The 18,654-nt window shown below is 61.1% G+C and carries 25 protein-coding genes; 13 read left to right on the top strand and 12 right to left on the bottom strand.

Annotated features, from left to right (window positions below):
* The first annotated feature begins 86 nt into the window (after nucleotides 1-86).
* Genes VGF98_13205 through VGF98_13195 form a run of 3 tightly spaced genes read left to right on the top strand, consistent with a single transcriptional unit; the run spans nucleotide 87 to nucleotide 1,742 of the window.
* Nucleotides 87-485: an ATP-binding protein gene (locus tag VGF98_13205; protein HEY1682595.1), complete on the top strand. Its 399-nt coding sequence runs from the start codon at nucleotides 87-89 to the stop codon at nucleotides 483-485.
* Nucleotides 486-494: 9 nt separating this feature from the next.
* Nucleotides 495-971: a hypothetical protein gene (locus VGF98_13200; GenBank protein ID HEY1682594.1), complete on the top strand. Its 477-nt coding sequence runs from the start codon at nucleotides 495-497 to the stop codon at nucleotides 969-971.
* 3 nt (nucleotides 972-974) lie between these two features.
* Nucleotides 975-1,742 carry an SDR family oxidoreductase gene (locus VGF98_13195; protein ID HEY1682593.1) on the top strand — a complete coding sequence of 256 codons (768 nt, stop codon included), beginning with the start codon at nucleotides 975-977 and terminating at the stop codon, nucleotides 1,740-1,742.
* Here VGF98_13195 and VGF98_13190 read toward each other — a convergent pair whose 3' ends face one another.
* The 5 genes from VGF98_13190 to VGF98_13170 are packed head-to-tail and all read right to left on the bottom strand — an operon-like array spanning nucleotide 1,743 to nucleotide 5,981.
* Nucleotides 1,743-2,453 carry a c-type cytochrome gene (locus VGF98_13190; GenBank protein ID HEY1682592.1) on the bottom strand — a complete coding sequence of 237 codons (711 nt, stop codon included), beginning with the start codon at nucleotides 2,451-2,453 and terminating at the stop codon, nucleotides 1,743-1,745.
* Nucleotides 2,444-3,214, bottom strand: coding sequence for a cytochrome c oxidase assembly protein (locus tag VGF98_13185; GenBank protein ID HEY1682591.1), 771 nt, complete (start codon nucleotides 3,212-3,214; stop codon nucleotides 2,444-2,446). Before VGF98_13185 ends, VGF98_13190 begins: the two co-directional genes overlap by 10 nt.
* The gene (locus tag VGF98_13180; protein ID HEY1682590.1) at nucleotides 3,211-4,575 is read right to left on the bottom strand and encodes a cytochrome bc complex cytochrome b subunit; all 1,365 of its coding nucleotides are present in this window, start codon (nucleotides 4,573-4,575) and stop codon (nucleotides 3,211-3,213) included. The genes VGF98_13185 and VGF98_13180 overlap by 4 nt, the downstream gene beginning before the upstream one ends.
* Before the next feature lie 3 nt (nucleotides 4,576-4,578).
* Nucleotides 4,579-5,388, bottom strand: coding sequence for a Rieske 2Fe-2S domain-containing protein (locus VGF98_13175; GenBank protein ID HEY1682589.1), 810 nt, complete (start codon nucleotides 5,386-5,388; stop codon nucleotides 4,579-4,581).
* Nucleotides 5,385-5,981 carry a cytochrome c oxidase subunit 3 gene (locus VGF98_13170; GenBank protein HEY1682588.1) on the bottom strand — a complete coding sequence of 199 codons (597 nt, stop codon included), beginning with the start codon at nucleotides 5,979-5,981 and terminating at the stop codon, nucleotides 5,385-5,387. Before VGF98_13170 ends, VGF98_13175 begins: the two co-directional genes overlap by 4 nt.
* Before the next feature lie 57 nt (nucleotides 5,982-6,038).
* Between VGF98_13170 and VGF98_13165 the strand changes: the two genes are divergently transcribed.
* The 5 genes from VGF98_13165 to VGF98_13145 are packed head-to-tail and all read left to right on the top strand — an operon-like array spanning nucleotide 6,039 to nucleotide 10,117.
* A complete protein-coding gene (locus VGF98_13165; protein ID HEY1682587.1) occupies nucleotides 6,039-6,686 on the top strand; it encodes a cytochrome c oxidase subunit II in 648 nt (215 codons plus the stop codon).
* Nucleotides 6,683-8,269, top strand: a complete 1,587-nt coding sequence (ctaD, locus tag VGF98_13160) for a cytochrome c oxidase subunit I (protein HEY1682586.1) — start codon at nucleotides 6,683-6,685, stop codon at nucleotides 8,267-8,269. The genes VGF98_13165 and ctaD overlap by 4 nt, the downstream gene beginning before the upstream one ends.
* Nucleotides 8,266-8,661, top strand: coding sequence for a cytochrome c oxidase subunit 4 (locus VGF98_13155; GenBank protein HEY1682585.1), 396 nt, complete (start codon nucleotides 8,266-8,268; stop codon nucleotides 8,659-8,661). Before ctaD ends, VGF98_13155 begins: the two co-directional genes overlap by 4 nt.
* The gene (locus VGF98_13150; GenBank protein ID HEY1682584.1) at nucleotides 8,658-9,686 is read left to right on the top strand and encodes a hypothetical protein; all 1,029 of its coding nucleotides are present in this window, start codon (nucleotides 8,658-8,660) and stop codon (nucleotides 9,684-9,686) included. The genes VGF98_13155 and VGF98_13150 overlap by 4 nt, the downstream gene beginning before the upstream one ends.
* A gap of 8 nt (nucleotides 9,687-9,694) precedes the next feature.
* Nucleotides 9,695-10,117 (top strand): DUF6582 domain-containing protein, encoded by a 423-nt coding sequence (locus tag VGF98_13145; GenBank protein ID HEY1682583.1) that lies wholly within the window; start codon nucleotides 9,695-9,697, stop codon nucleotides 10,115-10,117.
* On the opposite strand, the gene VGF98_13140 is transcribed toward VGF98_13145, so the two are convergent.
* Genes VGF98_13140 through VGF98_13130 form a run of 3 tightly spaced genes read right to left on the bottom strand, consistent with a single transcriptional unit; the run spans nucleotide 10,114 to nucleotide 12,207 of the window.
* Entirely contained in the window at nucleotides 10,114-10,608 is a 495-nt protein-coding gene (locus VGF98_13140) for a hypothetical protein (protein ID HEY1682582.1), read from the bottom strand. The two genes, VGF98_13145 and VGF98_13140, sit on opposite strands and share 4 nt — an antisense overlap.
* A 28-nt stretch (nucleotides 10,609-10,636) precedes the next feature.
* Nucleotides 10,637-11,752: a hypothetical protein gene (locus VGF98_13135; GenBank protein HEY1682581.1), complete on the bottom strand. Its 1,116-nt coding sequence runs from the start codon at nucleotides 11,750-11,752 to the stop codon at nucleotides 10,637-10,639.
* A 23-nt stretch (nucleotides 11,753-11,775) separates the two neighbouring features.
* Nucleotides 11,776-12,207, bottom strand: coding sequence for a hypothetical protein (locus VGF98_13130; protein HEY1682580.1), 432 nt, complete (start codon nucleotides 12,205-12,207; stop codon nucleotides 11,776-11,778).
* Between the two features lie 112 nt (nucleotides 12,208-12,319).
* On the opposite strand from VGF98_13130, the gene VGF98_13125 reads away from it, so the two are divergent.
* The 5 genes from VGF98_13125 (at nucleotide 12,320) to VGF98_13105 (ending at nucleotide 17,241) form a co-directional block, all read left to right on the top strand.
* Nucleotides 12,320-13,231, top strand: a complete 912-nt coding sequence (locus VGF98_13125; protein ID HEY1682579.1) for a COX15/CtaA family protein — start codon at nucleotides 12,320-12,322, stop codon at nucleotides 13,229-13,231.
* Complete coding sequence (locus tag VGF98_13120) at nucleotides 13,228-14,103, top strand: heme o synthase (protein ID HEY1682578.1); 876 nt, start codon at nucleotides 13,228-13,230, stop codon at nucleotides 14,101-14,103. Before VGF98_13125 ends, VGF98_13120 begins: the two co-directional genes overlap by 4 nt.
* On the top strand, nucleotides 14,100-15,431 hold the full coding sequence (locus tag VGF98_13115) for an MFS transporter (protein HEY1682577.1): 1,332 nt from the start codon (nucleotides 14,100-14,102) through the stop codon (nucleotides 15,429-15,431). Before VGF98_13120 ends, VGF98_13115 begins: the two co-directional genes overlap by 4 nt.
* A 9-nt stretch (nucleotides 15,432-15,440) precedes the next feature.
* Nucleotides 15,441-16,031 carry a hypothetical protein gene (locus VGF98_13110; protein ID HEY1682576.1) on the top strand — a complete coding sequence of 197 codons (591 nt, stop codon included), beginning with the start codon at nucleotides 15,441-15,443 and terminating at the stop codon, nucleotides 16,029-16,031.
* Between the two features lie 262 nt (nucleotides 16,032-16,293).
* Nucleotides 16,294-17,241 carry a hypothetical protein gene (locus VGF98_13105; protein ID HEY1682575.1) on the top strand — a complete coding sequence of 316 codons (948 nt, stop codon included), beginning with the start codon at nucleotides 16,294-16,296 and terminating at the stop codon, nucleotides 17,239-17,241.
* Nucleotides 17,242-17,345: 104 nt separating this feature from the next.
* On the opposite strand, the gene VGF98_13100 is transcribed toward VGF98_13105, so the two are convergent.
* Genes VGF98_13100 through VGF98_13085 form a run of 4 tightly spaced genes read right to left on the bottom strand, consistent with a single transcriptional unit; the run spans nucleotide 17,346 to nucleotide 18,654 of the window.
* Nucleotides 17,346-17,582 (bottom strand): hypothetical protein, encoded by a 237-nt coding sequence (locus VGF98_13100; protein HEY1682574.1) that lies wholly within the window; start codon nucleotides 17,580-17,582, stop codon nucleotides 17,346-17,348.
* Between the two features lie 22 nt (nucleotides 17,583-17,604).
* Nucleotides 17,605-17,808, bottom strand: coding sequence for a hypothetical protein (locus VGF98_13095; protein HEY1682573.1), 204 nt, complete (start codon nucleotides 17,806-17,808; stop codon nucleotides 17,605-17,607).
* 2 nt (nucleotides 17,809-17,810) lie between these two features.
* Nucleotides 17,811-18,023 (bottom strand): hypothetical protein, encoded by a 213-nt coding sequence (locus VGF98_13090; protein HEY1682572.1) that lies wholly within the window; start codon nucleotides 18,021-18,023, stop codon nucleotides 17,811-17,813.
* A 10-nt stretch (nucleotides 18,024-18,033) separates the two neighbouring features.
* The gene (locus tag VGF98_13085) at nucleotides 18,034-18,654 is read right to left on the bottom strand and encodes a heme-copper oxidase subunit III (protein ID HEY1682571.1); all 621 of its coding nucleotides are present in this window, start codon (nucleotides 18,652-18,654) and stop codon (nucleotides 18,034-18,036) included.

The following is an 18,654-nucleotide window of genomic DNA, read 5'->3' as shown; positions in this document are numbered from 1 at the left end:
GCATGCGGTGCTGAAGGGTAGACCTTGGAGCGTAATAAAATGACTAGTATGACCAAAAGAGGCCAGTCCTGAGGGGACCATCGGAGTTGCATCTGCGATGTGCAGCTTCGGCCGATCGGGCTCGGCCGCTACGGCATGCATTAGGAGCCTTTCTGGCCGCCGTCGACGTCGACGTTATGAAGGTCGAGGACGTATTGACGGCCGTCGGTGAGGCACTGGCCAACGTCGTCGAACACGCCTACGCCCACGCCGGCGTTACGGCCACCGAAATGGAGCTGGTCGCGCACACCGAGGACGATTCGGCGCTGTGGATCGACGTGGTCGACCACGGGCATTTCTTGGAGCGGCCGCCGCGCCCGCATCGAGGATTCGGCTTGCGAATCGTCCGCGCCATCGCGCGCGAGGTCTCCATCGACGCTACTGAGAGCGGAACGCGCGTTCGCATGCTCTTCGACCTACGAGGCAAACGAGCCATCGGAGGGTAAGACGCTAGCATGACTATCGTTGTGATCGGGCAAGACGCGCGCGCCAACGCCGCTCGCGAACTGATGATCTCGGGTGGCTATACCGTGACATCGTCCTTCGATGGATCGGTCCCCGATGTGGTGATTTTAGCGAACGGCAAATACGATCTCGGTTTGATCGACGGTGTTGCAGGAACGAGCTCGACGGTGTTAATCGACGCGACCGACAGTCACTTCGACCGTGCCGCGCTCGAAGCAACCGGCAAGCGCTTGGGAACGCAACGATTGGTTCGTGCGCTGCTGGTTCTTCCGCAAGCGGGGGCTAACGTGTTGTTGTGCGCGGACGATCGGGATACGATGCAGATCACACAAACGATCTTTCAAAAATGCGGTTGCGTCCCGACCGATCGCGGGCCGTTGAGCAATGCGGCCGAACTACAACCACCGGATCGCTCGCTCGACACCGAATTCGATTCGCTCAAGTCGGCCAATACGACAACCAACTAAGGCGTGGACCTCCAAATTCACGATCGCGTCGCGCTCGTCACCGGCGCGAGTTCCGGTTTGGGTAAAGCCGTCGCACTATCGCTCGCTGCCGAGGGCGTGACGCTCGCAGTCGCGGCGCGACGCCGCGATCGGCTCGACGAGCTTGTCGAACTCGCCACCAAGGCCGGCGCGGGCGACGCACGCGCATTTGAAGTCGATCTGACCAATCCGGATTCGGTCGTACATCTCGTCGCCGACGTCGACAGAGCGTTTGGCAGGGTCGAAATTTTGGTTTTGAACGGCGGGGGTCCGAAGCCCGGAACGTTTACCACGATGTCGCTCGACGATTGGGACGCCGGCTACCGCGCCGTGCTTCGGTCGATGCTCGAGCTCACGTACGCGATGTTGCCGCAGATGGTGTCCCGCAAATGGGGCCGCATTGTGGCACTCACGTCGTCGTCGGTGAAGCAGCCTATAGCGAATCTCACACTCTCGAACGCCTTTCGCTCCTCGCTCGTCGCGGCGTTAAAAACGCTTTCGATCGAAGTCGCGTCGCAAGGCGTGACGGTGAATTCGATCGCAACGGGCCGCGTCATAACCGACCGCCTTCGCCAGCTGTATCCCGACGAAGCAGCGTTAAATGCGGCTGCGAAAACCCAGATTCCGATCGGCCGCGTCGCAACGCCGCAAGAGTTCGCACCAATGGTTGCGTTCTTATGCAGCGAAGCTGCGAGTTACATTACGGGGCAAACGATCGCCATCGACGGCGGTCTTATCGCTTCGACGTACTAATCAATCCGGCGTTCCGATCCAGCGGCACATCAACAGCAGCAATCCCAAACCGACTGCCCAGGCGATGAATCCCTCGGCGACCGGGCCGATTTCGCCGATCTGCAGCCCACCTTGGCCCAGGCGTGTATCCCGCTCTTTGAGTAATGCTACGTACGCGACGATGTCGTCGACCGTCCTATCGTCGATCGTGTCGCGCCCGAAGCGCGGCATCACGGCCGGACCGATGCGAATCGCTTCGGCAATTTCTTCCGGCGTCGCTTGCAGCAAGGAGGGCGCGACCTCGGCGTAGCCCACCGATGCACCGCGCCCGGAGACGCCGTGACACGCTTGACAGTTATTGACGAATGCTGTCCGGCCGTGAATCGGATTTCCCGAACGGACCACCGGCAACGCCGGACTGCCGCCGCCCGCGCGCACGACGTAGGTGACGACCGCGCGAATTTGCGCGTCGTCGAGCAACGCGCGTTCGTGCAGCGGCTGGCCGGTCGGGACCGCCGCCGGCATGCGTCCGGTGCGCAGCATGAAATCTACGTACGCCGCACCGACGCCGAGCAACGGCGGTCCGTCGGCGGTGCCGTGCAACGAAAGTCCATGGCACGAACCGCAGCGCTGCGCGTAGACGTGCTCGCCATCCAACGTTTGCGATGAAGCGGCGATTGCGACGCAGCACGCTGCCACGAATGCCAGCGCGGCGATAACCGTTACGCGCATGCCGCACCCCGTTCGCGCGCGGCCCATTCCGACGCGACGGCCACGAACGCGGCGAACAACAACGTTCCGCCGCCGAGCCACATGAGTTCGGCCCCCGCACGCTGATCGGCCATCGCACGCGCGACCGATTCGCTCGCTAGATAGTGCGGATATAAAACGTTGCGCGCGCTTTGCAAAACGACCGCTAGAAAGGCGCCCTGAGGAATGGCCAGAAACGGTAGAAGCAATCGCACCGGGTAGGCGACCGGCCGCGGCAGCGAGCCCGACGGTACCACCCAGATCCAAAAGAGAAATGCGCTGCCGATAAACGCGACGTGTTCGAGCACGTGCAGCGCCGGATGTTCGAGTGAAGCCTCGTACAACGGCGTCAGGTGCGTCAGCCACAGCACCGCTACGAACGCGAAGAACCCGGCTACCGGCGAGAGCGCGATCCGCGCGACCTCGCGATGCAACAGATGGCCGAACGTACGAGCGACGGCGGCCGGCGCGACGGCTGCGGCCAGCAGTAACGGCGCACCCAGCAAGATGAGTGGCGGCCCGATCAGCATCAGCGTGAGATGCTGCAGCATGTGCGCCGTAAACGATGCGTCGGCTGCGCGATCGCCCCACGGCGATAGCGCGACCGCCATCGCGAGCACACCTAACGCGAACCAGGCGTAACGCCATGCCGGAAACGCGCGATGCGGCAGACGTTCGCGATATGCCGCCGCCGCGAACGCATACGCGGCGAGCGCTATCGCGCTCAGCAACGCGACGATCACAGGATGGGTTCCTCGTCGAACCCGCCGTCGGCATTCCGGCGCAGGCGAACGCGCGGCGCTGCATGTACGCCGCCTCGTCGCCGCAACTCGCGCGCGAAGGCGTAGGCGATAACGAACGCAACCAGCGGGCCTGCGAAGGCGAAGATACGATACATCGACGTTAAGTACTCAACCGACACATGCAAGAAGTGCGCCTGCACGTCGTCGCTGCCGGCCGCCGTCAGGCCAAACGCAAACGTTAGCAGCGCGACGCCGATGCCGGTACGCACCGGCGCATCGCGCACGCGATCGAGCAGTTGATGCGAACGGCCGTCGTCGGTGGCCCGGCGTTCGATGAACGGCCACAGAAACAGCACTCCGAACAAGACGGCGGGCAGCAGCACGGCCGGAAAAAACGGAGACGGAATCAGATGTCCCCACAGATGGATCGACCAGGGCGGCCCCATGCGCAACGCGCCATCCAGCCAGCCGACATACCAGTCCGGCTGCGCGGGCGACATCGCGATGGATGCCTCGTACGGTCCATACAACCAGATCGGATTGATCTGTACGAATGCACCCAGCAAGACGAGCACCGCAAATGTCGCCATCCCGAGCGCGATCGACTTCGCAGTGTAGGTTGGAAAGAGCGGTGACCCGACGACGTTATCCTCGCGTTTGCCGGTACCGCGAAATTGCGTGTGTTTCTGCCGCCAGACGATGGCTAGATGCACCGCGATCAATCCCGCGATTGCGGCGGGTAAGATAAAGACATGCGTGGTGAAGAGGCGGCCCGTCATGTGCGGGCTCGGAAAGCTACCGCCCAGCAAGAGAAACGACACCCACGTGCCGACCACCGGCACCGATAACGCAACGGCGTCGGCGATGCGCAGCCCGATACCGCTGAGCAGATCGTCGGGAAGCGAATAGCCGGTGAAACCCTCGAGCATCGCGCAACCCATCAACGCGATTCCAACGATCCAGTTGATCTCGCGCGGCTTACGAAACGCTCCGGTAAAGAACACGCGCGACATATGCGCGATAATGCCGGCGACGAATACCAACGCCGCCCAATGATGGATCTGCCGGATCAGCAGTCCGGCGTTGATCGAAAAGCTTAAGTCCATCGTCGACGCGTACGCACGCGACATCGTCACACCGTCGAGCGGCGCGTACGGCCCGTGATACACGACTTTCAGCGGTGTCGGGTCGAAGTTGAGCGCTAAGAACGTTCCGGTCGCCAGCAAGATCGCAAAGCAATAGACGTTGATCTCGCCGAGCATGAACGACCAGTGATCGGGGAACGCCTTGCGCAACGCATGCTTGAGAAAATGCGACGTTCCGAGCCGGTCGTCGAGCCACGTCACGAACCGTTGGACCACGGCTCAACCGCGCTCCCAGAAGCCCGGTCCGACCGGCGACGGAAAATCGCCGCGCGCACGCAAGAAACCGTGCTCGTCGACCGCGATCGGCAGTTGGGGCAACGCATGGTCGGCCGGTCCCGCAACGACGCGCCCGGCGTCGACCACATCGAACAGCGACTGATGGCACGGGCACAGCAGTTGGTGCGTTGTCGCCCGATACAGGGCCACCGGACAGCCGGCGTGCGTGCAGACTTTCGAATACGCGACGTAGCCGTCGACGGCGTCGCCGAGGCCCTCGGGCAATCGTACCAGCATGGTTTGCGATGCCGAATCGCCGACCGCCCCTTCGGGGAACACCGTCACCGCAGAATCGACGTTGAGATCGGTTGCGCGCACCGGCCGTCCGTCGTCCCGCACCAGCAGCAGTCCCGGCGCCCAGCGCGTCTTGAACAACGTTTTTCCGGGCGCCGGCCCGAGCGAGCGGATCGGAAACAATGTCGCCAAACCAAACGCACCGAGTGCGGCGATCAGCAGATTGACCAGCACGCCGCGACGAGACACCTCGGCTTCGCCGTGTTCGAGTTCGGCCACCGCTCCGGCTCGATCCGCCGGGCTCGACGGATACGTGTCGCGCAGATCTTCGGTTTGCTCGCGACCGAGGATCCAGAACGCCCAGCCTAACGCCGAGAGCGTGAAGCCCAACAACGCGATTCCTAGCGCCGCACCCTCAAATTGGGTTCCGGCGTTACGCGCATAGACGATCATAAAACCGACGCTGCCGCCGATCGCCAATAGTAGCGCGGCCGCGATCGCCCGTTCGCGTGCGTTCATCGGATAAGGTAGATCGCCGACCAGAGTCCCAGCCAAACGACGAACACGAAGTGCCAATAATACGAAATGGCCTCGGCGCCGGCCAGATGGTTGGCGCGAAGAGCCGGACTACGCAAACCGAGCCACAGTGCGACGAGCAATCCGACGCCGGCGATCACATGCAGTAAATGAAAGCCCGTGATCGTGTAATAGAGCGAGCCGTAGGCGCTCGAAGCGATCGTGAACGTGTCGTGCGCGTAGCCGTACAATGCGATTGCGATGAAGCCCACGGCGCAAACCATTCCGACGGTCAGCCAGGCGCGCGCCGCGCTGATTCGTTGGCGGCCGGCCGCCCGCGCCATCGCGAACATCACCAGACTGGATACGAACAGCAGCACCGTGCCAATCGTCGAGTCGAGCATGTCGAGATGCACGTACGAAGGCGGCCACGTTCCCGGTGCGGCTTGCTCGCGCAAATCGAAATAGGCGGCGAACAGCGCCGCGAAAAACATCAGTTCGCTGGCCAAAAAGACGACGACGCCGAACACCAGCGGATGGGCGCGGATCGGCAGACGGTCGCGTCGGGCGGGTGTAACGGCGCCGGCAATGGACAATAGCGAAAGCTCCTCGGCGACGTTCTACCCGGCGGCCGCTTGGGTATAACGGCTTCAATGTCCGTCTTCGACCCCGCGACGCTACAGGGTCAGGTGATGCGCGGCGATTGGCTGGTCTTCATCGCGGCATCGGTCGCAGTCGGCGTCGTCGTCTACGCCTTTATCCTGGCGCCACTCGTACTGTGGCGGCGCCGTTCGGAAGCTCTTCCGCCGCAGTTTGCGTCAAATGCCCCGCTCGAAATCGGCGGTGTCGTGGTTTCGCTGTTACTAGTGGCCGGCTTGTTTTACGTGACCTATCGTCGCGAGATGCCGGTAGATGCGGTTTCGGCGCACCCGTTTCAAGTGATCGACGTCACGGGATTTCGCTGGTCGTGGGAGTTCGATTACCCGTCGGGTATTCACATCGTCGGAACGCCGCAACGGCCGCCCGAGCTGGTTCTTCCGGAGGGTGAGCAAACGCAAATTATGTTGCATTCGGTCGACGTCAATCACTCGTTTTGGGTGCCGGCCTTCTTGTTCAAGCGCGACGCGATTCCGGGCATGGTCAATCGTTTCGACCTTACGCCGGTCAAGATTGGCCGGTTCACCGGGCGCTGCACGCAATTTTGCGGCCTCGACCATGCGCTGATGACGTTTACCGTGCGCGTCGTCCCGCTGCCAGCGTATCGCGCCTGGGTTGCGGCCGGCGGCCGGAGCCCGTCGTGATTGAATGGCTCACCACGACCGATCACAAGAAGATCGGCATCATGTACCTCGTGTGGACCTTCACCTTCTTCTGCGTGGCCGGGATTTTGGCGTTGATCATCCGCACGCAGCTCGCACAGCCCGGCCTATCGGTGGTTACGCCGCACGAGTACAACCAGCTGTTTACGTTACACGGCACCGTTATGATTTTCTTGTTCGTGGCGCCGTTTGGGATCGGTCTCGCGAACTATTTGATTCCGCTGCAGATCGGCGCGCCCGATATGGCGTTTCCGCGACTGAATGCGACCGGACTCTGGATGTTCGTTTTCGGCAGTTTGATCGTACTATCGGGCGCGCTTGCTGCCGGCGGCGCGGCGTCGTCCGGATGGACGTCGTACGCACCGCTGTCGGAGATCGAAATCGCGACGGGCGCCGGCCAGGATTTATGGCTGATCGGTCTGCTGATGACCAGCGTGTCGTCGATTCTTACCGCGCTCAACTTCGTCGTCACGATCTTTCTCTATCGCGCGCCCGGCATGACGATGTGGCGCATGCCGATCTTCACCTGGGAAATGGTCGCGACATCGCTCTTGATTTTGATGGCCTTTCCTCCGCTGGCAGCGTGCTTTTTCATGCTGCTCATCGACCGGCATTTAGGCGGTCATTTTTTCGATCCGAACGGTGGCGGCAGCCCGATTCTCTACCAGCATCTGTTCTGGTTCTTTGGCCATCCCGAAGTGTATGTGTTAATTCTGCCGTTCTTCGGGGTGATCACCGAAATCGTGGCGGTATTCTCGCGTAAGCCGGTGTTCGGGTACGTCGGGATGGTGCTGGCGGCGTTCGCCATCGCCGGATTGTCGATGGGTGTGTGGGCGCATCACATGTTCACCACCGGCGTGGTCGACAATCCGTTCTTCTCCGCGGTGTCGTTCCTGATCGCGGTACCCACCGGCATCAAGTTCTTCAACTGGATCGGCACGATGTGGCGTGGCTCGATCGTCTTTACCACCCCGATGCTGTTTGCCATCGGCTTCATGCTCAATTTCCTGGTCGGCGGGATCACCGGCGTGCAGATCGCGTCGCCGCCGATCGACTACGACGTGCACGATAGCTATTTCATCGTCGCCCACTTTCACTACACGATTGCCGGCGGCAGCTTGTTTGCGATCTTCGCGGCGCTGTTTTTCTGGTTTCCGAAGATGTTCGGTTTTCAGCTCGACGAGCGGCTCGGAAAGTGGTCCTTCTGGACGCTGTTCCTCGGGTTCAACTGCACGTTCTTACCGATGCATTTCATGGGCATCGAAGGTATGGCGCGCCGCGTGTACACCTACGCGCCGGTCGAGCACTTGCCGGCGCTCAACGCGATCGCTTCGGCCGGTGCTGCGGTGATGGCGATCGGCGTGCTGCTGTTCATCGCGAATGTGGTCGTCTCGGCGCGTAAACGCGTGCCGGTCGGGGACGATCCGTGGGGCGCCTACACCTTGGAATGGTTGACGTCGTCCCCGCCGCCCGAACACAACTTTACATCGTTGCCCGTCATTCGGTCGGAGCGTCCGGCCTTCGACGTTCGCCATCCCGAGTTGCTGCCCAAAGGAGCCGCATGAAAACCGGCATCTCGTTGTTCGTAAGCTCGGCCGTGTTTGGCATTCTGATCGCAACCGCGTATTGGTTTTCGTCGCACCATGCCGGCGGTACGATTCTGCTTGGACTGATGGCCACTGGTTTGGCTTTTGCGACGCTATGGGCCGTACTCGCCGAACGCGATGCGAATCTTTCAGGCGATGATCCGCACATGACGCAGCGCCAAGCCGGGGGAGAGGATCTCGGCATCTTCACCAGTTCGAGCGCGTGGCCCATTCTGATGGCCTCGAGTGCGGCGGTAGTGCTCTGCGGGATGGTGTGGTCGATCCCGCTGTTGCTCGCCGGGTTGGCCGCCATCGCATTCATCGGTTGGCGGCTGGGCGCCGAAAGCGCGCGCGCCGAGGGTGAACGGTGACGGTCGACGCGGTGGTCGAGGCGAAGAGCGCCGGTCTACATTACGTCAGCGATGCGAAACCGGGGATCCGCAGGGAGAAATTTCGCGGCAAGTTCCGCTACGTGAAGCCCGATGGTTCGACCGTTCGCAACGAAGGCGACCACGAGCGAATCGCGCACCTGGCGATTCCGCCGGCCTACGAAGACGTGTGGATCTCCACCGATCCGCTCGGGCACATACAGGCGACCGGCCGCGATGCGCGCGGACGGAAGCAGTATCGCTATCACGAGCGCTGGCGCGAGGTGCGCGACGCCGCGAAGTACGAGCGGCTGGTGGAGTTTGCGGACGCGCTGCCGGCCATGCGTACATCGCTGGAGCGCGATCTATCGCTGCGCGGCATGCCCAAGGAAAAAGTGCTGGCGGGCGTGGTGACGTTGCTCGAAGCGACGCTGATTCGAGTCGGGAATGAAGAGTACGCGCGCGACAATCAGTCGTTCGGTCTAACGACGCTGCGCAACCGTCATGCCTGCGTCCGCGGCGCAAGCCTGCGTTTCGAATTCAAGGGCAAGAGCGGCCTGCATCACCGGGTCGATCTGCACGACCGCAAGTTGGCGCAGCTGGTCGCGCTTTGTCAGGATTTGCCGGGCCAACATTTGTTTAGCTACCTCGACGATGACGGCAACGCGGTGCCGATCGACTCGTCCGACGTGAACGCGTATATTCGCGAGATCTCCGGCGCCGATTTTACCGCCAAAGACTTTCGGACGTGGTTGGGGACGGTACACTGTGCACAGTGGCTACTCGAACACCCCGCCGAAACGGAAGCCGAACGTTCGAAGAATGCGGCGGAAGCGGTGAAATTCACCGCCTCGCAACTGCGAAATACTCCGGCCGTCTGCCGCAAGTGCTACATCCATCCAGCCGTATTCGAACGCTACCTCGAAACCGGCAAACTTGCGGTACGCAAGAGCCGGCGCAAATCGCAACTGCACCCCGAAGAACGCTTCGCGGTCGACCTCTTACGTTATTCCAGAAAGGATACATGATGGCTAGAGTGACCAAACGATCAGACCTCCCGGAGTCCAAATTCGCGTTTCCGAACGAGCGGAAAGAACCGCTGACCGATGCATCCCACGTGCGCAATGCGATCGCACGGTTCGATCAAACCGAAGGCGTCTCGGATGCCGAACGCGATCTCGCGTTTGCGAAGATCAAGAGAGCCGCCAAAAAGTATGGCGTCGAGATGACCGAGACGCACTGGAGCGAGCTCGGGAAAAAGGCGAGCACTGCGTCGCGCAAAAAAACGACTAGAAAAAAGACGGCAACGCGTAAGAAATCGACCGGCGGCCGCAAGAAAACGACGGGCGCCGCAAGGAAGACCACCGCAAAGAAGACCGCCACAAAAAGGACAACCGCCAAGAAGAAAGCTACGCGCAAGAAGACGACGCGCAAGAAAACTGCGCGGAAGCGCTCTTAGCCGTCGTCGCTTCCCGCGAGCCGGTCATAGACGTAACACGTCACCCAGCCATATACGCAACGCGGGACGATGTCTTCGATCCAAGCGGAAGCGGGCCAACTCGACGGATCGGTTTGGCCCAGCTTCGCCGCAAGCCCCTCGCTGAGCAGCATCGTCAATCCGGCCAGCCCGATACCGGCCCAAAAACACGGTACGCCGCGAACATACGGACGTGCCAGACCGAACACCACTCCCGAACCGGCACCGTCGGCATAGCCTAACAAGGCTGCAATCCCAGCGCGTTGCTGTTTGGTCTTGTTGTCGAGCTCTTCAGCCGGCTTCGCAAATTCTGCGCATCCCGCGAGTTCGGCAAGCGTACGAACCATTTTGTCGGGCAGTTCGCTGGGTGGGCGGCCTCGAATCGCCATATCGAGATAGGTAACGGCGTCGAGCGCGGCCGTTCCGGCCAAGCCGGCCAGCTTGCCGCGAACCATACGCGAGAATACGTTCATTCAAGTCCTCCGCACGATGCGGGGCCGGCTATGCGCGGCTCACGCTCGAAAGTGCTGGGAAATCCGTGACGCCGGCGATCCACAACCGGGCCGCACCGACGGCGAAGTCGCCCATTCCATAATACACGTCGTAGACGTCGTCGCCCATGTCGAGGCGTGGAACTAATCCGGTCGGGAACACGACGTTGTCGACCACGCCGACGCGTTCGGCTTCGGTGGTCGGCGAGATCACCGGTTTGGGTGAGCGATAGACGATGCGATCGGGACGCTCTAGATCGTGGATCACGACGCCCGCGCTATACGACAGCACCGGCGTTCCCAATCGGCCGTTGACGACGTCGACGCCATGGTACAGCGACAGCCATCCGCGCGATGTTTTTACGGGCGGCGTTCCTCCACCGATCTTGATCGAACCCCACGCTGCCACAGGCGACATGACCGTACAGGTTTCGGCGATGCAGAGAATATTGGTGCGATCGGCTAACACGGGATCGAGCGGAATGTATCCGATGCAAATCGATTCACGATCTTCGAACGGCATCGCTTCGATCATCGGAATTGCGGCGCGTCCGTCGACCGCCGAAAGATGTAACATTGGACGATGGTAGACGGCCAAACTGCGCACGCCGCTCGGCGACAGCACCGGCTCTGGGAACATCGCGCCGTCCTTGTCGTCGCCGGTCGCACCTTCGAAATGCAGCAAGCCGATGCGTTCCCAATGGTATGCATCCTTCGATTGTGCGATCGCCAGGCGCGGACCGTTCGGTCCAAACGCGGTGTACACCATGATGTACGCGTCGAGCACGGGTACGAACGTGACGCGCGGGTCTTCGCAGCCGTAGCCCGGTTGCGGCCGCAGCTCATATTCGGCTTGCGGAACGAGCGCGTAGTCTAAGCGCTGGACGTCGAAACGCCTATCGTGTTCGGCGATACGAACCGTGCCGACGCGCGAGATGTTACCGTCTTGCACGCAACGTGGGTAGAGAAGCAGCTCGCCGCCCGGAGCGTGCGTCGCGGCCGGATTGAGAACTCCGCAGGCTTCGTTCGGGCTTCCATCGGGTTCGAGTACCGGGCCGAGCCGATCGATACGGATATCGAGATCGGCGCCGGCCGTCGTTTCGGATTGATTGTCGGGCGAACGCATTGACGCGGCGCTATCCCTTCAGCTCATGGCAAGTAAGTAGTTGCGATCGGCTGGTCACTGGGCGTGACCACATCCACGCGAAGGCCTCGCCGGTAAACGCGGTTCGGAACGATCCATAAAGTGTACGTACGATAGCTGGGCGAGGATTCGCCGCCGTCGCCAGGCTCCTGCTCGAAGGCCACCACCCGAACCCGCTGATCGTTGGCGCGGATCGATTCGATAATCTGTTTGTAACCGGTACGCGTGTGCGGGCCCATGAGAAGAATCACACCGAACTCGCCGCGAAAATGGACTGGGGCGTGCAACCCCTCCTTAGCAAGGTCGACCGTGTTGCGGACGATGACGATTTGATCGGCTCCGGGAACGGTCGTGGTCCCCTGCGCCAGCGTATTGACGCGTACCTCCCGGCAGCCGGTCAGCAGCAAAAGCGCAACCAGCGCCGTCCAGCGTCTCACGGCGGTCGCCTTCGCCCGGCTCACGACGACCGCCCCCTCCAAAGGCGCCTTTTCACAAGCCTCCAATGTCATTGTGCGCGTGCGAAAACAGGGATTACGCTAAAACGAGCTGATGAGGACTTTGCGTCGCTTGGCGCTGGCCGCCGATTTCGTTGCGCTCGCAACCGTGGTATTGGGAAGCTGGACCCGCATCAACGGTGCGGGAGAAACCTGTCCCGATTGGCCGCTCTGTCACGGACGTCTGATTCCGTCGCTGTCGGACGGCACGATCTGGGAATGGGCGCACCGGTTGCTGGCCTTCTCGGTGACGCCGCTGGTCATCGCGCTCTTGGTCGTGGCGTGGCGCGAACGTCGCCGCTCGGCCTTTATCGTGCCTGCGATGACGTTGGTAGCAGCTCTCTTCGTCGTTCAAGTGCTGCTCGGAGCCGCGACCGTCAAATTGTTCAACAGTCCGATGTCGGTCGTGCTCCACTGGGGAACGGCCATGGCGTTCGTCGCCGCGCTTTCGGCGCTAGCAATTTTCGCCTCGGCCGCCGATTCGGACCCGGCGCGCAGCCGCCGGTCGACCGGAATCGCGCCCGGCGCGATCATCGGTACGACCGCCGCAATAACATTCATCACGATGTGCGTCGGTGCGTACGTCAGTTCCAGCGGTGCCGGCCTCGCGTGCCTCGACATTCCCGGCTGCGCCGGTAACGTGATCGTCTACGGCAGCGGGCAGTTCGTACAAATGTTGCATCGCGGGCTGGCGGGCGCCACGCTGCTCCTCGCAGCGGGATCGCTGGCAATCGTGTGGGCCGTTTCCTCGTCGAAGCAGACGCGGGTTGCGGTTTGCACCGGAGTCACGCTGGTTCTCGTGCAAGTATTGCTCGGCTTGTTAAATGTCGTACTTCGCTTGCCTACCGATTTGCGCGAGGCGCACGCCGTCAACGCGGCACTGACCTTCCTCGCGTTCGTCGTCGGCACCGTCTTCGCGTCGCTCGACGCCGCCCGTTCGCGCGCAGCGACGGCGGCCGCTTCGTGAATTTGCGCAACGTCCTCGCCGATTATTACGAGCTTTCGAAACCACGCATCATCTATCTGCTGCTGATCACAACGGCGGCGGCGATGGCCATGGCGGCACACGGCCTTCCACCGATTGGGATCGCACTGTGGACGCTGCTTGGCGGCGCGTTGTCGGCGGCGTCGGCAGGCGCCTTCAACTGCGTCTACGACGCCGACATCGACGGCATCATGCGGCGCACGGTCGACCGGCCGATCCCGCAAGGCCGCATCTCGAAGCGTGCCGGCACCATTTACGCCACCATCGTGGGCCTGCTCGGCTTCGCAATATTGTACGTGTTGGTAAATCCGTTGGCAGCCTGGCTCTCGCTGGCGGGCAACGTGTACTACGTCGTCATCTACACCATGTGGCTCAAGCGATTAACGCCGCTGAACATCGTGATCGGCGGCGCGGCCGGCGCGGTGCCGCCGCTAGTGGGCTGGGCCGCGGTGACCAACTCTATCGGCGGTCCGGCGTTGGGACTGTTCGCGCTGATCTTTTTATGGACGCCACCACATTTCTGGTCGTTGTCGCTCATGACCGAGCTGGATTACGACCGTGCCAAGGTTCCGATGTTCCCCAACGTGTACGGCCGGCCGCGAACGAAACGCGAGATCTTTTACTACAGCGCGATCTTAGTGATCGCGTCGCTGGCGCTGTATCCGTTGCACGTCATGGGTGCGCTGTATTTTGCCGCTGCGGCAGTATTGGGAGCGATCTTTTTGCTCGATGCCGTGCGAACGTGGCGTGAAACCGATGGAACGTTAGCCGCGCGCAGGTTGTTTCGATTTTCGCTGTTATACCTCGCGCTGATGTGCCTGTTCATGGTCGTCGATCGCATCATCGTCGCGTGAAACCGCTGCTCGGCACGCTGGCCGCCGGCGTGTTTGCCGGAGCGCTCGATTTGAGCGTTCTCTCTCCCGCACTGCCCGCGCTGGGCCACGATTTCAACGTTCAGACCGCCGACTTGGCGTGGGTGTTTACGTTGTACTTGCTGGTCACCGTCGCTTCGATCGCCATCGCTTCCGCACTGGCCGACCGATACGGACGGCGTCCAGCGTACTTAGGCTGCATCGCGCTCTTTGCCGCGGGCAGCATCGTGGCGATGGCTGCGCCGAATTACGGCGTGTTTCTGTTCGCGCGCGCGTTGCAGGCGTCAGGTGCAGGCGGCATTTTTCCAGTCGCGACCGCCGCGATCGGCGACGTCGTGCCGCGCGAACGGCGCGGGGCTGCACTTGGAATGGTCGCCGCCATGTGGGGATTGGCGGCCGTCATCGGACCTTTGTTCGGCGGTGCGATCGCCCACTACGTATCCTGGCGTTGGATTTTTTTGCCGAACGTGCCGCTGGCGGCAGTCGTCTTCTGGCTTGCGATGCGCTACGTCCCGTCGTTCGCGCCGCGCAAACGGCAGCCGGTCGACGTCTTAGGATTAGCGCTTCTGTGCGTTGGGTTATTAGCCCTGACCGACGGCTTGATCGAAGCGCACGTCGTGCTCGGCACCGGCAGCATAGTGGTGCTCGCCGGCTTTTGGTTGTGGGAATCGCGCGGTGCGCGTTTTCCGGTGGTCCCGCCGGTGTTGTTGCGCAACGCGCAGCTGGCTAAAACGTACGCTCTCGAGATCGCGATCGGCATCCTCGAGGGTTCGCTATTTTTCGTTCCGACCGTATTAGTCGGCGCGCTGCACGTGTCGTATATCGCCGCCGGCTCGATCGCCGCGCTCGGCGCGTTGGCATTCGTGATCGTTATTCCGATGGCGGGACGCGCACTCGACCGCGTAGGAAGCCGCGACGTGTTGTTAGTCGGCACGGTCGCAGTGGAAGTGGGGCTCGGCTTGTTCGCACTCGGCTTTAGCTCGATCTGGTTGGCGGTGCTCGCGATGCTGGTTGCCGGCGCCGGTTTTGGTGCGCTGCTGGGCGCGCCAACGCGGTATATCGTTACCAACGAAACGCACGAACACACGCGCGCAATCGCTGTCGGACTGCTGAGCCAATGTTTGATCGTAGGGCAGATCGTCGGCTCGTCGTTAGTAGGCGGCATCATCGGCCTGGCGACACAAGAAGTCGTTGGCTATCGCGAAGCCTATCTGGCATTTTGCGCCGTCGCGCTCGTTGCTCTGGCGTTAACGACCGCGCTGAAGTCGCGCCGGCAAGAACGCCGCGAGCCGATCGGAGAAGCGGCTTAGCCGGGCGGTATGAAACGCTTCGGCCCGCTCGACCGGCGTGCGCTCGGGCTGGCGCACCGGGCATGGACCGAACGCGAACGGGGCATCGTCGCGCGCGGACTGAGTGGCCGCATGGCGATCGCCATAGAGCCGCTCGTCGGAGCGATATTTATGGTCTTGCTCACATGGGGTATCGTGTGGCGCGCGCATCACGTCGCCAGCGATGCGACGCTAGTAAAGATCGCACCGATATTCGCGATCGGCGCGATCGCGTTCGCCGGGTATTTCGTCGCGGTGCTGGTTGCGCCGATCGCAGCTTACATGCAGACGTTCAAGCCGATCTATATTTTAGACGGCTACGTGCGCTATCGCGACCGCGACGCGCAATCGCGCGACGACGCCTGCGGATACGTCGCCGCATTATTTCCGGATGCGTCGGTCGCATGCGAATGGGAATTTCTCGGAACGATTGCGCTGGCCGAAGCGACGATTCCATCGATGCTCGAGTTCTCGACGTATGCCGGGATCCACAAAATCGACGGAAAACCAACCGGTGTGTTACCAGATGGCGATCTACCGGCGCTCGCAATCGGCATTGCGCGCGAACGGTTTCGCAAGTAAATTTAGCGATTGGTCCATTCGGTTCATTGCTTGCACGTGCGGCTTTACAAGTAGCGGTCCCTAACACCAGGCGATCTGCAAGATACCATCAGCTTGCTTCGTGCGCAAAGCATGATAATAAGAGCAACTGAAGAATCATGGCGACCGGGACTTAAGTCCTACGCCGACTTGTGGGTGAGGAGGCCAACACATGGTTCGAGGTATGTTTCGTTGCTTGCCAGCGACGCTGGCACTAGGCGCATTGTGCGCATGTCAAGGTGGATTGAATTCGCAATCCCCCATTCCAGGGCAGTATGCCGGGGCGCAAGCCCTTCCGTCCAGTAAGCCGACCGCGCAGCCGTCAAGCGCTCCAAAAATTCTCGGCTGCCCGTATCCGAGCGGTGACGTGTATCAAACGACGATCACAAAAGCATCGCCGGAATCGATGAGCGCAAAATACATTGCCGCAACACTCGCCGGCGGAGGCGGAGGCGGTTTCCAAGCTTGGGTTAGTCTGCAAGACATCAATTCCGCAACCAACTCTACGCCGCTGGTCACGGTCAAACCCGGGAACAGTTACGATCATCCGTACTCGCCGATCCCGTGGACGTCGAGCTTTTTCATCGAGAAAGACGGCGACCATCACTCCGAAGTGATCAACACGCAGTCGTGTCAGTACTACGAAGGGTACCTGACGTACTACTACCAATCGGGCAACTATTTGTCGATGTTCAATAACGAACACATCGATCTCACCAAGCCCTTCGTGCAACCGCAGAACGGCGCACTTTCAACCGCGACCGGAATTCCGTTAGGCCTGCTGGCGGTTCGACCGGAAGAACTTACTGCCGGCGTGATCGGACATGCGATCGGTTGGAACGCCGTATCGCACTCGTTGAACGGCGTGGCCGGCGCTCCATGCGTTTCGCCCGCCGGAAAAGCACACTGCACCGACGGTAACGCCTATAGGGGGCCCGGGAGCGATTCTCCGATGCCGTACGGTTCGCACGCGCGACTAAAATCTTCGTTCGATATCTCCGGTTTCAGTCGCGAAGCCAAGATCGTCGCCCTCGCAATGCAACAATATGGTCTCTACGTGTACGATACGGGTTGCTGCAACGCGATCATCCTCGCGAAAGATTCGAACGGGACGCCGGTTTGGACAAGCACCGACGCAAAGAATCTGTCGACAATCAACCCGGGCGATTTCGATATCGTCTCGCCACCCTAACAATCCGCTACGCACCATCTCCGTGAAGCAGACGGGCCGAAAGGTCCGTCTGCTTTTTTACATTTTCCCAGGGCAGGACGTCGCCGCTAACCGACGCGCCGGCTTTAGCGGTTTGAATTGTGGTAAGCGTATAGGAGAGCCAAGGTCGTACCGATGATGACGAAGACGACGGACCCGATGGCAGCGCGACGATTGCCCGCGCGCCAATATTCGAAGACACCAAAGATAAAAACAGCCAGTAAAATCAGCGTCCGCAGGGGTTCCCAACGAATCGCTCCGCCCGCCAAAAGGCCGCCGAGGACGACGAACATTCCGATGTTGCGTAGACGCCGCTCGGACATCGTCGTCTACGCGAGCGCGCAGTTACTCGTGGAGCGCACCGAGGTCCACACGCATCGAGGAGGCCGCCGGCCAATGATGGCCGTTGCCTGAAAGCAATACCACCGATGCGCCGATCCCGAAGATCATGGCAAGGCCAACGATCGCCGAGTACAAAATCGATTTCGGAATGCCCTTGGTTTGCGGGACTTGACTAAAATCGAGATACTCTGAATCCGGTACGATCATCTCTATGCCTTCCCGAAGTTTCCGAGCACGCCCGCGCCCGCGAAGATTGCCAGCAGCGCTCCAAAGCCAAGCAACAGTAACATCAATTTGAACACTTGGTTCTCGAGTCCCGGCGTCTTCCAGTCTTTATAGAGCGCGTAGAACGCGACGATACCGACGATGATGCCGCCGGCGATGGCACCGGTGCGTTCGAGGATTGGCCAATTGAGATGCATCGTCGCTTCCTTAAATCAGATAGAAGATCGAGAAGAGTAGCACCCAGATAACGTCGACGAAATGCCAGTACAACGTTCCGGCGGTGATGCCGAAGAATTTTTCTCGCGTGTAGACGCCGGCGGCCGACTGCATCAAAAGCACCGTGAGAAAAATGACGCCTACGAATACGTGGAAGCCGTGCATACCGGTAAGCGTGAAGAATGAGGCGCCGAAGATGCCGCTTCCGCTCCACGTGATGTGCTCGCTGACGATAAGGTGTGTGTACTCATACCCTTGACCGCCCAAGAAGCCCGCGCCCAGAATGATCGTTGCGATCAAGAACAACATGTATTTCATGAAGTTGTTGTGCTTGTGGTTCTCGAGCGCGTAATGCATCGTCGCGCCCGAGCCAAAGAGTAACACGGAGTTCCAGGCTGCAAAGGGCACGTCGAGTCGCGGAATGCCCGGCGGCGGCCAGCCTTGGCCGCTATTGCGCAAGTACAAATACGCGAAGACGAACGACGAGAATAGGACGCAGTCGCTGATGAGCGCCAGAAGAAACCCTTGCAGCCGCAGGTCTCGGATTTCGTTGTACAGCTGATCCGGCTGCTCCACGTGCACGCCGCCGTGCGGGACCGAAGCGACAGCCAT

The organism is Candidatus Tumulicola sp., assembly GCA_036490475.1.
Classification (GTDB): Bacteria; Vulcanimicrobiota; Vulcanimicrobiia; order Vulcanimicrobiales; family Vulcanimicrobiaceae; genus Tumulicola.
The sequence above is the reverse complement of the archived record's forward strand: the minus strand, read 5'-3'. Positions and strand labels throughout refer to the sequence as shown.

Coding starts and splice junctions, on each gene's coding strand:
- VGF98_13200 (HEY1682594.1), top strand. CDS start 495: ATGACTATCGTTGTGATCGGGCAAGACGCGCGCGCCAACGCCGCTCGC.
- VGF98_13190 (HEY1682592.1), bottom strand. CDS start 2,453: ATGCGCGTAACGGTTATCGCCGCGCTGGCATTCGTGGCAGCGTGCTGC.
- VGF98_13175 (HEY1682589.1), bottom strand. CDS start 5,388: ATGAACGCACGCGAACGGGCGATCGCGGCCGCGCTACTATTGGCGATC.
- VGF98_13165 (HEY1682587.1), top strand. CDS start 6,039: ATGTCCGTCTTCGACCCCGCGACGCTACAGGGTCAGGTGATGCGCGGC.
- VGF98_13155 (HEY1682585.1), top strand. CDS start 8,266: ATGAAAACCGGCATCTCGTTGTTCGTAAGCTCGGCCGTGTTTGGCATT.
- VGF98_13140 (HEY1682582.1), bottom strand. CDS start 10,608: ATGAACGTATTCTCGCGTATGGTTCGCGGCAAGCTGGCCGGCTTGGCC.
- VGF98_13135 (HEY1682581.1), bottom strand. CDS start 11,752: ATGCGTTCGCCCGACAATCAATCCGAAACGACGGCCGGCGCCGATCTC.
- VGF98_13125 (HEY1682579.1), top strand. CDS start 12,320: ATGAGGACTTTGCGTCGCTTGGCGCTGGCCGCCGATTTCGTTGCGCTC.
- VGF98_13110 (HEY1682576.1), top strand. CDS start 15,441: ATGAAACGCTTCGGCCCGCTCGACCGGCGTGCGCTCGGGCTGGCGCAC.
- VGF98_13100 (HEY1682574.1), bottom strand. CDS start 17,582: ATGTCCGAGCGGCGTCTACGCAACATCGGAATGTTCGTCGTCCTCGGC.
- VGF98_13095 (HEY1682573.1), bottom strand. CDS start 17,808: ATGATCGTACCGGATTCAGAGTATCTCGATTTTAGTCAAGTCCCGCAA.
- VGF98_13090 (HEY1682572.1), bottom strand. CDS start 18,023: ATGCATCTCAATTGGCCAATCCTCGAACGCACCGGTGCCATCGCCGGC.
- VGF98_13085 (HEY1682571.1), bottom strand. CDS start 18,654: ATGGCTGTCGCTTCGGTCCCGCACGGCGGCGTGCACGTGGAGCAGCCG.